The sequence below is a fragment of the Prolixibacter sp. NT017 genome (assembly GCF_009617875.1).
GTDB lineage: Bacteria > Bacteroidota > Bacteroidia > Bacteroidales > Prolixibacteraceae > Prolixibacter.
In genome coordinates, this window is record NZ_BLAV01000001.1 from 1,239,469 (window position 1) to 1,252,075 (window position 12,607).

The following is a 12,607-nucleotide window of genomic DNA, read 5'->3' on the forward strand; positions in this document are numbered from 1 at the left end:
TCTGGTGTTTTTTCTTGCGGCAAACAAAGATATCACAAAAATATCAAATAGACAGATCGATAGGGAGAATTGGGGTGCCAGCTTCTTTATTGACCGGTTGTAACAAGATAATTTGACCGGATTCGGCTTCCTGGACATAAGGTATTGAAATGGAAAATTTGGTCTGTAATTCATTCGAAACAAAGCTAATATTGCCACCAAGCAATTCAGTTAGTTTTTTAACCAATGATAAGCCGATTCCTAAACCACTGCTCATGTAGTCTTCGTTTTTAATATCTTGTTTTTCGAACATTTCAAATAATTTGTCCTGTCGTTCTTCAGGAATAGGCTGTCCGTGATTCGAAACCTGGAGTAAAAGATTTTTTTGAAAAATAAGATAGTTTATTTCCACTGTTTGCGCTCGGGCATGTTTGATGGCATTATCAATTAAATGGTAGAGGATGTGTTTTATTTTGTTTCCATCAGAGTATATGCGGAATGGAGTTTCCGCATATTTTATCACTATTTGGACTTCTCTGTTTAGTAAAATCGGAGTTGATTTTTCGAAGTATGTTTTCAACTCATTAAACAATTCATCAATGTCAATCAGCTCATGTTCAACCCGAATATCATCCCCCGAATTTATAATTGATATGTTGATCAGGTCGTTCATGATCTGAAGGAACTTGCTGGCGCTTTTTTGTACAATTTCCAAATGATTTCTCCCTTCTCGTCGGTATTCTTCTTCATCCATCTCCGTAATGATTTCCAGAAAACCAAGTATCCAATTCATAGGAGTGCGGATTTCATGAGAAAGACTTTGTAAAAAAGACGTTTTTATATTTTCTGAAATCATCGAACGCTTATATAGTTCTGTAACTTTGTTCCTGAGAGCATTGATTAGTTCGTTTTTATAGATAATTCCTGCAAAATTTTCCCCATTGAGGACCGGAAGAATGGAGCATTTGCATTTTTCGAACTTTTCCATGGCGTCAGTTATAGTTGCATCTGCTGCGATGGCCTCTTTGGGAGTTAAGCAGTCTATAACAATTTTATGCGGGCGCCTAATTAGGTCTGTCGGGGTAAGGATTCCACAAAAATTCATTTTTTCATCCATGACGACCAGGAACCCATTCTCCAATAATTTACTCTCGATAATATTGATCCCGTCGTAGGGATGTACGCTTGTAAAACGTCGGTTTATGAACTGATCAATTTTCATTTAGAACTCTCCCTCAATTGCATCGTAAAATATTTTCAATTTGAAATTTACTTTTAAGATTTCATTATCGGATATAAACGGGAAGACTTTCGACTGAAGTACCCTGATGATTCTGTTCTCATCCATTTTTTTTAGAATCTTCTTGTTGATAAATACGGCTTCTACGTTTTCATCATCAATCTCAAACATTTTAAACTCGTTTGGGATTAGAAACTCAAATGATTTGTTAACACCAATTTTCCCCTGTGAGCATCTCTTCCCTAATACTAAAATATCTTCAAAAGGTGGCAGACCGATTTCTTCGAAACTCAATTGAACCGAGTATTTCATTTGCGATGTTTCTTGCATAGTTAATTTACAGTTCTTAATAATTGCTTTTGCGGTGAGTTACTGTCCAGTGTTTACTCTTTCAGACATTCATATTATAACGTAGTTTCCCGTTATCTATTGTATTTATTTTTCATTATGTATTTGATGGTAGAGACTCAAAAGTATTAAGTGGCTGAATATGTTCCTATTTCTTTAGTAGTAATCTCGAATTACACTGCGTTTTTGTTTTTCATTGAAATAGGAAAAGTAGTGGAGATTTAATCTTTTTTATTTGTTCTTGCAATTGTGGAACAGGTGGTCTTATCTGACTATTTGCATTGCTGAGTCTTAAATTGTGGAGTGGGTTTTGAGAATATGTCCTTTTGGTTACATTAGTAAAACGACAACTGGGTATGTAATGGTAGATCTATTTCGGAAGATAAAAACAGAAAATCATTGAAACTAATGAGATTTAGCTTTAGAACTGTCTTCCCGGTACTTTTTCAGGCTTTTTTGTGCGGCGTGCCTGCCCATACTGACCAGCTCTTTAGCCCGGTAAAAATCAAACGTGCTGCAAGATTCGTGTGATATTTCCATCAAGATATCCGGCGGGTGATTTTTCAGGTTGGCTTGCCCGATGTGGTAGGTCATCATCGCGATGGTTTTGTTGATGAGATCGAAATATCCCAGCTTCTCTTCTTTGTTGTCTGATGACGAAAGATGCAACTGTTGGTAAAATTCCTTTATTTTTTCCTGGTAAACCGACCGGTTGTTCTTCTCTTCTTTTTTCGAAACGGCAGGTTTGTCTACCGGAACATCGGCGTTTACATTGACGGCAATCAGGAGATCGTCTTTTTCCCGTTTAACGTGATTGAGCGGAATATTATTGATAATGCCCCCATCGACCAGCAAACCGTTTTTTGTTTTTACAGGCGTGAAAACAGTTGGAATGGCCATGGATGCTCGTATCGCTTCAAATACACTTCCTTTCCGGAAAACGACTTCTTTCTTATTCAGAATATCAGCCGCAATAGCGGCATAGTGGATGGGCAGTTCCTCAATTTTGGCATCAGGAATGAATTCCTTCATCTTGTTCAGCACCTTGTCGCCTTTGATGAGTCCCTGCGAGCTCAGGGTAAAATCAACCAGGTTGAAGACCTTGAATTTGTCGAGCGTGTAGAGCCATTTTTTGTACTCCTCCATTTTGCCCAGGGCATAAACGCCACCTACCAGTGCCCCCATCGAAGTTCCGGCAATGGAGGTGATTTCAAGTCCTTGTTTTTCCAGTTCTTCAATTACGCCAATGTGAGCGATTCCACGGGCTCCGCCACCCGACAAGACCAGGGATACTTTTTGTTTCATACGTTTCCTGAAAAGGAGAGTGATTTAATGCTTATGTTCAAATAAAGATAATCATTTTCAGTTTGCCTGAAAGCGCAAGCTACACCCCGCCCACTTCATTTTATTCATTCCTGTAATTCTGAAAAAAATTTTTCCAATGAAAAACTATGATCGTTTAAAAACTCGTTAATTTCATCAATGAATTCGGACTGTTTTCGTTGACGATTGATGGTTAAATGTATAACTATTGAGTCCCTGTCGGGTGGGTATCCTGTTGTAATGGTCCAGCACAGTGCATTAGGACACTCCAAAAGAGCAAATCGAACTCCACCCTTTATTTGGCTTATACTCAATGTAAATTCTCCCCATATTCCACCAATTTTCAATTTATCACCTTCGGGATTGTTAATCGCAAATAGTTCATTGCTAATCTTCTCGAGGTTGCTTAATTGTATGTGCTTTTGAATGAGTTGTTCCGTTGTTTTTACTTTAATTATTCTGAAAAACTCCATATTTCTTTTATTGAGAAAATTGATCTAATTGAGATCAATTAATGACTTTCCTCTTTTTTTTGAGTCACGTTTGGTGGCGGCAATATCTCAAATGTTTCTGAGAAAGCACAGCTTATTGATAAATATTCCAATAAATCGTAGGAACCATGGGAACTTCGTTTACTGATTTCTAAAAAAAATCGCTAATCTTCCTGATTATGTTTTTGCCAGCTTTCGAACTGTTGTTTTAGCGCTTGTACTTTTTTCGGAAATTGTGTTGTGAGGTTCGTCATTTCTCCCGGATCTGTTTCCAGATTGACCAGAAACAGGGAATCTTTCGGTGCAAATTTCTCTCCGGAAATCACGGGGTTGCCAAGCAACTTCCATTTGCCATTTCTCGCCGCCCAGTGTTTTCCATTCTGCCAGCAGAAAGCAGAGTGCAATGTCGGGTGCCTTTTATCGTTCAGGATGGGGACGAGGCTTTTCCCGTCAAGGTTATGGGTGCCGAGTTTGATTTTGCATAGCTCGGCTAATGTTGGCATCCAGTCACCATTTACAGCGACCTGGTTACGTACCTCGCCGGCATTCAATCGGGCTGGCCAGCTAATCGCTGCCGGAACCCGGATTCCTCCTTCAAACAAACTAAATTTAGAACCGCGCAGAACGCCGGCACTTCCTCCGCCGAAATGCGCCCGTTCCTCGGTAGAATAACCATTATCCGACTGAAAAACGATGATGGTATTTTTGCGTAAGCCCAGTTCTTCCAACTTATTCAAAAGCAGGCCTACTTTTTCGTCCATGGTCGAAATAAAAGCTGCGTACAGATCCCGCGGGTATTTCGCTCCTTTCTCCCGGTAATATTTTAGCCATTTTGGCGAGCCTTGATAGGGGTAGTGTGGCGTATTCATGGCATAGTACATAAAGAACGGATGGTCTTTATTTTCATCCAGGAATTTCGAAGCTTCCTGAACCATCAAGTCGGGAAAATACCGGCCCGGGTAAAACACTTCCTTTCCATTTCGATACAAATCGTGCCGGTTAGGACCGTCCCAGTAGAAGAAATGGGAATAATTGTCGATACAGCCCACAAAATGACCAAATGAATAATCGAATCCCTGGGCATTCGGTTGTTTGTCTTTGGCGTGTCCCAAATGCCATTTTCCGATGTGCGCCGTTTTGTATCCTGCATCTTTAAACATTTCGGCAATGGTATACTGGCTTCCCGGCATTCCGGCTTCGAGACTTCTTGCGCTAACATTACCGGGAACGCCAGCTCTCTGTGGTGTTTTCCCGGTAAGCAATCCTGCCCGAGATGGTGAACAGATTGGCGCTCCGTAAAACTGAGTGAATTTGACACCGCTTTCTACCAACTTGTCCATATTGGGTGTCACTAAATCAGTGGCACCAAAACAATTAAGATCGATGGCACCCTGGTCATCCGAATAAATAATGATGACGTTGGGGCGAGTGGCTGGCGGATTTCCAGCATGAGCAGACAGACCGCTTCCTGCGAGCAGAAGTGACCCAGCTATGGTTTGCGCTAATAGATTCATTCCAAGAAGGTTTAGTTAGAAGTGTAGCCTAAATTAAGGAATGATTCGAATTAACCCAAATACGTTTCCAGGATTATCTAATTCGAGCTGTTGGGCTTCATTTTTCTTTCTTTGTTTTTCAGTTCACTTCAAATCCGCAGTGAAATATCCTTTTTTCCCGTTGTACAAATTGCACCAAATGGAAAGTTTCACAGGTTTCACGTTCAATGGCATTCTTCGTCGGGGATTCAGAAAAAACTCTACCTGGCCAATGGAACACGTTTCGTCCGATTTCAGATTGTAGCCGGTTATCTTGTAGTATTTATTTACCATTAGTTGCATGTGCAGATAGTCAAACGAATCCTGATTGGCAATCACAATGTGGTGACCCTCCAGATGTGCGGAAGCGTGGAGTTGCACCATCGAGTCGTTCTCGTTGGAGTAAGAACGATAGATGAAGAAAATTAGTATTCCGATAATGGCGAAGGATACGAGGTGAGCGATTTTTGTTTTCATGGCAGATAAGTTGGCCATTTATTCTTTCAATACAATTTTAAAAATTCCGTAGGCGCCGCGGCTACCATAAAAGAGCTGTTGCAATGGCTCCTGACTGGAAGTCATAATTGCTGATTCCACCCAGCCTTAGCTTTTTTAGCTCTTTTTCGGGGACTGGTTTGCCGTCAATCATTGCGAGTGGCAATGTCAGGCATTTGTCTTTTAAGCCATGTGAGATATGGTGAATGTAGCTTAAGTTCAGCGCCAAATTATATGCTGTTTTCACTTTTTGAGGTTGGAAGTCGGCAGCAATAAACTCAGTGGATTTTATCGTTGTAATTGGAAATTGTTCCGCGATTCTTTTGACTTGTCCTGTGGCGATGACTGATAGAAACAAGAACGTTGAGAGAAATAATAACTTTTTCATAGTGTTGGATTTGGTTCGTTGTTTTACTTTTTTGCGGCTTTTTTCCTGCGCATACTGGCCCTGGCCATAACAATGGATACCGCTACAATAACCGGAATATCGGTTTTTAGCGAAATGTAAGAGGTAAGGTCCTTTCCTGAATCGAAGTCTCCGGTTATCATCTGTTTCATCGGGTCCCATAAATCGAAGAGCAGTAAGCAAAGGGACATGATGAGGGCGGTGAGCAGGAACTGTTTTCCGAATTGCAGAATTTCTTTTTTCATAAGTCTTGAATGAGATAGTTATAGTTTGTCGGTTGAAGATGTTTAACTATACGCTTAATCTGTTATGTTTCTGTGATGAACCAAGCAATTTGATGGATGCTTCAAAATTTAGCTGTTTAGGACTAAAGTAGAAAAAAATCTAAAAATACTCAAGCCAACCTATTTCAAGATGACTCATTTTGCTCTTCAAGATTTCCATTCGCATACCGGATATGTACGTTCATCAAAAAATTCAGTGTGTTCGTCAAAAAGATCGGGTTAATTATCTTTTTTCAATTTCTATTCATTATACAGTTTTGAGAAGATGGATTTTGCGAGGTATATAGAAGATCAGTTTATGCGATATCTCTTTTAAGATTCATTGAAAGTAATATGGTTGAATGGACATTAGAAATGTGACAAGGTATAGCGACTATTTTTATTTGGTTTAATACAACGTTTAAAAGTCGCCGAAAGCCGCCGGATAACTATCCGGCGGCTTGTTTTATAGATGTGGTGTGTCTTTTATCTTGCAGAATATCAATGGTGTTCTTTCAGGTAACTTCCCGCTTCAATTGTAGGGTAAAGCTCTTCGTACGTTTTTACTTTTCCCTGTATTTGCTTGTATATTAATCCCCGGTGTAGTTGTTCAAGGCTGCTACAGCCAGCAGCAGCAAATAGTTCCAGAAAATCATTGAGGGTTTCAGACTGATAGTTTTTCACCCGTTTCCATTTGTCTTCCACGACCAATCCTTTCATTAATCCAGGCTTATTGGTCGTAATGCCGGTGGGACATTCATTGGTATCACATTTTAGTGCCTGAATGCATCCCAGCGCCAGCATCATACCGCGTGCCGAGTTGCATACATCCGCACCCAGGCTGAGTGCTTTGAATATGTCGAAAGCCGTGAATATTTTGGTGGCCGTAAAAATCCTGATTTCATCTTTAAGGTTAAATCCCCGGAGTGTATCCACTACGAAAACCAGTGCCAATTCCCAGGGCATACCCACGTAATTGGAGAAATCGATGGGGGCAGCCCCGGTACCACCTTCCGCGCCGTCAACGGTTATGAAGTCGGGCTTGATGCCTGTTTCAACCATCTCTTGGCATATCTCAACAAACTCGTCTTTGCTGCCAATGCTCAGCTTGAACCCGACCGGCTTGCCTTTTGAGAGTTCTCTCAACTGCTGAACAAATTCCAGCAGACCGCGGGCATTACTGAAAGCGCTGTGTCCTGGAGGCGAAAGAACCGTGGTGTGAGGTTCCACTCCTCTGATTTGCGCAATCTCTTCATTGTTTTTCTTCGCCGGCAATACACCACCATGGCCTGGTTTGGCTCCCTGAGAGAGCTTAATCTCAATCATTTTTACTTCGTCAAGAGCCGCTTGTTTTTCGAACTTTTCAGGAGAAAAGTGTCCGTCATCGGTCCGGCAGCCAAAGTAACCCGTACCTACTTCGTACACCAGGTCTCCGCCCTGCCGGTGATAGGGCGAAATAGCACCCTCGCCGGTATCGTGGAAAAAGTTTCCGGCAGCGGCCGCTTTGTTCAGTGCTATCACCGCATTTTTGCTGAGCGCTCCAAAGCTCATCGCCGAGATATTAAACAGGCTGGCTGAATATGGATGCTGACAAGCACTTCCGCCAACGGTAACCCGGGGTGGTTTATCCAGTTTTGGAGCCGGATAGATGCTGTGCTGTAGCCATTTGAAATTGTCCTCCTCTACGTCAAGTTCGGTACCAAACGGATGTGTTTCGTTTTGTTTTTTGGCACGCTCATAAATATAAGCCCGATGGTTCCGGTCGATAGGTTTACCATCGGTATCCGACTCGATGAAATATTGATGAATTTCGGGAGAAATCATTTCGAATAGATACCTGGCATGACCAATTACCGGGAAGTTCCGGAGAATGGAGTGTTTCTTTTGTGCCAAATCGTAAATGCCGACACCCACGAAAAAGACAACAATGCCGATGAGTGTGTATATCGGGTATTTTATCAGGCTTAGCCCAAGTAGTACAACGACGGTCGCTATCACTGTCAGCGTGATGGATTTTCTCATATCTGTGTTTTAGTCAAAATAACCTTCTATTTCTTTCTTCAGATTTTCCCATTGTTTCCGGTTTCCGCCCAGCGACTGAATGATCTCTTTCACTTTCGAAAGGCCGAAACCGGTCGCTTCGGTTAAACCAATTCGGGGTGGAAGCGACAACTCGCCACTGTTGACGATTGCTTCGATGATGAAAGGCTTTTTAGAAGCTTTGGCCATTGCCACTGCTTTTTCAACGTCGCGGGCATGCTCTACTTTGATGCCGTCACCTCCGCAAAGTTGTGCATAGGCTACAAAGTCGAAGTTGTCGACGTGCAGCGCGTCGAGGTTGGGCGCCAGACCTACTTCTTCCATTTCGATTTTAACGAAGCTCAGCTCATCGTTTTTAAACACAATGACCTTGATGGGCAGATTGTGCTTTACAGCCGTAGAAAATTCGTGGAGGGTCATGTTGAATGCTCCGTCACCAACCATCGCCCATACCTCCCTTTCGGGAAACTGAAATTGAGCGCCGAGGGCAGCGGGAAGACCGACGGCCATGGAGCCGTGGTTAAACGAACCGATCATTCTTCTTTCGGAATGAAAATTCATGAAGTTTGACGACCAGATAACTGAGGTACCGGTGTCGAGTGCAAAGATGGCGTCATCGGCAGCCTGCTCACTGATGCTCCGGGCAAATATCTCCGGGTGAATGGGCTCGAGCTCCCGCTTGTCATCGGCTTTTTGCTCCATCGATTTCTTCCATTCGCGAAATTCCTTCTTCAGGTCTTCCAGAAAACTGCGGTCTTCTTTTTCCGGGCATTTTTCCAGCAGAAGTGCTACCGTTTCCCGAACATCTCCGTGCAGCCCCAACGTTACAGGTATTCGGTTCCCAATGTTTTCCGGACGTATATCAATCTGAATAACATTGGTTTCCTTTGGCAGGAAATCAGTGTAGGGAAAATCGGTGCCGAGCATGATGAGTAAATCGGGTTCCATAACGGCTTTGTATCCCGAAGGATTGCCGATTAAACCGGTTAGCCCGACCACATTTTCCATCGAGTGGTCAAAAATGTCCGAAGCTCTCAGCGTGTGAGTGATCGGGGCGTTTATTCGGTTGGAAAATGCCTCTATGGTTTCTTTAGCTCCCCGGCAACCTGCTCCTGCAAGGATACCAGTTTTGTTCGCATCGGCAATTAATTTCGATGCTTCTTCTAATTGTGTGTCGGGAGGAAGGACGACTGAATTGGAGCGAAATGCATGTTGAATGTATTCTTCGCTTTCGGCTTCCATCATGGCTACATCCGCCGGCAGTTCAATCCGGCAAACGCATTTTTCATTCACCGCCGTTCGTATCGCTTTGAGGATAATTTTGGGCGCTTGTTCAGGCGAGCGAATGATGGCCTGGTAACCGCACACATCGGCAAATACCTTTTCGAGATTTACTTCCTGGTGGAAATTGGTGCCCTGCACAGCAACCGGAACCTGACCGGTGATGGCCAATACCGGAGAGCGTTCTTTTTTGGCATTGTAGAGTCCATTAATTAAATGAAGGGCTCCCGGCCCTACCGTGCTGGCGCAAACACCCAGATTGTTGCCCAATTCACCTTGTGCAAAAGCGGCATAAGCACCATTCTCCTCGTGTTTTACCCTTATCCATTCGATGGTGTCTTGCTTTGCTATTGCAGAAATAAGCGGATTCAGTGCATCTCCGGCGACACCAAAAATGTGCTGAACTCCTTCCTGTTTTAAGATATGAAGAAGCTGCTCGGATACATTCATGATATTATCTTTTATTCGTTTTCGGAAGGCGTGCCGATTAAACGAACAAGTAATAATGTCTTTTGTTTTCGTATACTTGGTGAGATAGCTTTTTCGTCACCTGTTTAACTTTTTTTAATAATGATAAGAATGTTCTATCCGTTTTGGGTTGTCGAAATTTTATTTCCTGAAAAAACGCTCCACCGTTTCGTTAAACTCTTTCGGGTGTTGAATACAAACACCGTGGTTCGAATCGGGGAAAATACACAACTCTGCTTTGGGAATGGCCTTGAATATCCGAATCGTGTGACAAGGCTTGATGATGTCGTGATCGCCGGCCATCACCAGTGTCGGACATTTTATTGTATGAAGATTTTGATCGGAAATGTGAGGCTGGTACAGCATCATCTTATTGAGAGCAATGACTGTTGGTGTTGCCTTCTTATCATGTTCCACAAAATTTCTCATATCCAGAATATCCTTATAAGGAACAGCTGTCGAATCGGGAACCGTATTGGCGCCGGAAATGGCCAGTTTCTTTACCTTGTCGGGGTGTTCAATAGCTAGAAGCAAACCATCGATACCGCCGTCGCTCCAACCGAGCACAAAGGCCGAATCGACATGCAACTGTTCCATCAGGGCATTGAAGTCGGAAACCATTAGCCGGTAGGAGATCGTATCGGGAGAACCGCCCGATTTTCCTTGCAAACGGCTGTCGATAGCAATCACGCGGTAATGTTTTTCGAAGAAAGGAATCTGGTTACGGAAAGCGTTAATGGAACCTCCATTGCCGTGAAACATAACCAAAGGCTCACCACTTCCGTATGTTTCGTAATAAAGTTGTATTCCATTCACGTTAGCATAATGGCCAGCCCTGGGATTATTGCCGTAATCTGTCTTTTCCGGCTGTGCTTTTACTCCGGCGATGAAGAAAAAGAAAACCAAAATCAAGCTCGTTGTTTTGTTCATCATCTTATCTATTTGTGTTTATATTTCCAGGACGCAAGCCAGGATCAGCGGATAAAATTAAACTAATTTCAGGTATTTGATGAGCGTGCAGATATGATTAGGCCTTGAAGGACATGGTGAAAGTGGTTCCCCTGTTGGGTTCGCTTTCAACCTCGATTTTTCCGCCCAGACTGGTAATGTGGTTGTGTACCAGGTATAATCCAATACCTTTACTTTCTTTATGGTCGTGAAATTTCTGACGCAAACCGAAAATTTTGTCTTTCACTTTTTCCATGTCGAATCCCAAACCGTTGTCACTAAATGTCAACAGAGCTCTTCCATCGGCTTTTTCTGAACGAACATGAATGATCGGATGACTATCGGATCTGGCGTATTTAATTGAATTCGTCATCAGATTCAGGAATACACTTTCCATATATGTCCGGTTAAACCGGATGGTATTCAAAGCTGAAAAGTCGGCATGAATAAATGTCCCGGATGTCTCGACTAATGAATGTATCGATTTACGCACTTTGTTCAGTGTTTCGCTCAAATTTACTTCTTCTAAACGGGAATGAGCCTGATGTTTTTCGCTTAAAGCATCGACATAATTATCCAACGATTCTTTCAGGTATTCGCCCGATAATTTTAAGATCTTAACTAATTCAATAGCCTCTTCGTCGGTAAACTTCGAAATATCAAGCATATCGAGTACCGCCAGTACATTGTTAACGGGCGCTCGCAAATCGTGTGAGGTGGTGTAAGTTAGCTGTTTTAAATCGTTGTTGGAGCTGGATAGGTGGGAGAGCAAAGCGCTTCGATCGGCTTCCTGTCTTTTCTTATGAGTAATGTTTTTAGCAATAGCGAAGATTAGTTTTTCACTTTCAATTGGATAGGAAGTCCAGGATAACCATACAATCTCACCACTTTTGGTTTTATACCGGTTTTCAAAATGAAGAAGTGGTTTTGCCCTGGTAAGCTCCTCCCGTGCCTTATCCGTAGCATGCTTATCGGCACAATATACAAAGTCATTAATTGGGCGGGCATACAATTCTTCCATGCTATATCCCAGTAACTTTGAAACGGCTGGATTTATTTTCTTGAAATATCCGTCGTATCCTGCGATGCACAATAAGTCGGGTGACAAATCGAAATAAAGTTCATAATTAAAATTCGTACTGTTCATCTCTGTTGAATGAGTCATAAATCGATCTGCTGTTATTCTACTTCATCCAAGGTATATAGCCAATTTGGGCTTTTCTCCCCGTGTTTATTTTGAACGGAGAAAATGAACAAAAGTTGTTGTAGGGAATGAATTATCAATCAAAGGAGGATAAACTCTTTATTTAATCCCAAACAAAACGCCACGAACCATCGGACTGGCGTTTCCAAACTGTGTGAAAAATTCCCTCGGATGTTTTCGTGTTTCCCAGCGAGTCGGTCACAGTGTATTGATAACTGCCATAGGTGTATCCCAAATCGCCTGATGAGGAAACATCCACAAAATCAGGTTTCCAGGTGAGACTAACTTGTTCTTTAGGTGTTATTTGTCGGGAATAAAAGTCCTGTATTGCCTGTTTCCATTTGATTAATTGCTTATTGCGCAATATGACTGCATTATCGTCCGCATAGGTGAGAAATGCTTTGGGAATACCTTCTTTCCGAGCCATCTCGGCAAATGTCTGCTCAGTTTCCCGAATTTCTTCTTTCCATTGGTTCATTCGCGTTTCTTTTCCTGTTTTACAGGAAGAAAAAAAGAACAATGAAGTCAGGAAGACAACGATTAGTTTCTTCATAAAACCTGAAGTAGATTTAGCTATAGAAGTATCAGT

The 12,607-nt window shown here is 42.3% G+C and carries 13 protein-coding genes; all 13 read right to left on the reverse strand.

The annotated features are described in order from the left end of the window. Positions 1-43: 43 nt before the first annotated feature. Positions 44-1,201: an ATP-binding protein gene (locus GJU87_RS05075; protein ID WP_153638514.1), complete on the reverse strand. Its 1,158-nt coding sequence runs from the start codon at positions 1,199-1,201 to the stop codon at positions 44-46. Then, on the reverse strand, positions 1,202-1,390 hold the full coding sequence (locus GJU87_RS21420; protein WP_228491865.1) for a hypothetical protein: 189 nt from the start codon (positions 1,388-1,390) through the stop codon (positions 1,202-1,204). It lies immediately after the preceding gene. A 582-nt stretch (positions 1,391-1,972) separates the two neighbouring features. Further along, positions 1,973-2,872, reverse strand: a complete 900-nt coding sequence (locus tag GJU87_RS05085) for a patatin-like phospholipase family protein (RefSeq protein ID WP_153638516.1) — start codon at positions 2,870-2,872, stop codon at positions 1,973-1,975. 104 nt (positions 2,873-2,976) lie between these two features. Beyond that, positions 2,977-3,363: a hypothetical protein gene (locus GJU87_RS05090; protein ID WP_153638517.1), complete on the reverse strand. Its 387-nt coding sequence runs from the start codon at positions 3,361-3,363 to the stop codon at positions 2,977-2,979. Between the two features lie 182 nt (positions 3,364-3,545). Continuing rightward, positions 3,546-4,895, reverse strand: a complete 1,350-nt coding sequence (locus tag GJU87_RS05095) for a sulfatase-like hydrolase/transferase (protein ID WP_153638518.1) — start codon at positions 4,893-4,895, stop codon at positions 3,546-3,548. 123 nt (positions 4,896-5,018) lie between these two features. Beyond that, positions 5,019-5,390, reverse strand: coding sequence for a hypothetical protein (locus tag GJU87_RS05100; RefSeq protein WP_153638519.1), 372 nt, complete (start codon positions 5,388-5,390; stop codon positions 5,019-5,021). Positions 5,391-5,451: 61 nt separating this feature from the next. Beyond that, the gene (locus tag GJU87_RS05105) at positions 5,452-5,796 is read right to left on the reverse strand and encodes a hypothetical protein (protein ID WP_153638520.1); all 345 of its coding nucleotides are present in this window, start codon (positions 5,794-5,796) and stop codon (positions 5,452-5,454) included. A 23-nt stretch (positions 5,797-5,819) separates the two neighbouring features. Next, positions 5,820-6,059 carry a hypothetical protein gene (locus tag GJU87_RS05110; protein ID WP_153638521.1) on the reverse strand — a complete coding sequence of 80 codons (240 nt, stop codon included), beginning with the start codon at positions 6,057-6,059 and terminating at the stop codon, positions 5,820-5,822. Between the two features lie 519 nt (positions 6,060-6,578). Continuing rightward, a complete protein-coding gene (locus tag GJU87_RS05115) occupies positions 6,579-8,099 on the reverse strand; it encodes an FMN-binding glutamate synthase family protein (protein ID WP_153638522.1) in 1,521 nt (506 codons plus the stop codon). Positions 8,100-8,108: 9 nt separating this feature from the next. Next, positions 8,109-9,848 (reverse strand): thiamine pyrophosphate-dependent enzyme, encoded by a 1,740-nt coding sequence (locus GJU87_RS05120; RefSeq protein ID WP_153638523.1) that lies wholly within the window; start codon positions 9,846-9,848, stop codon positions 8,109-8,111. A 159-nt stretch (positions 9,849-10,007) separates the two neighbouring features. Continuing rightward, on the reverse strand, positions 10,008-10,799 hold the full coding sequence (locus GJU87_RS05125; RefSeq protein ID WP_153638524.1) for an alpha/beta fold hydrolase: 792 nt from the start codon (positions 10,797-10,799) through the stop codon (positions 10,008-10,010). A 94-nt stretch (positions 10,800-10,893) separates the two neighbouring features. After that, on the reverse strand, positions 10,894-11,979 hold the full coding sequence (locus tag GJU87_RS05130) for a PAS domain-containing sensor histidine kinase (RefSeq protein WP_228491866.1): 1,086 nt from the start codon (positions 11,977-11,979) through the stop codon (positions 10,894-10,896). A 142-nt stretch (positions 11,980-12,121) separates the two neighbouring features. Continuing rightward, positions 12,122-12,571 (reverse strand): DUF4440 domain-containing protein, encoded by a 450-nt coding sequence (locus GJU87_RS05135; protein ID WP_153638525.1) that lies wholly within the window; start codon positions 12,569-12,571, stop codon positions 12,122-12,124. Positions 12,572-12,607 lie beyond the last annotated feature (36 nt).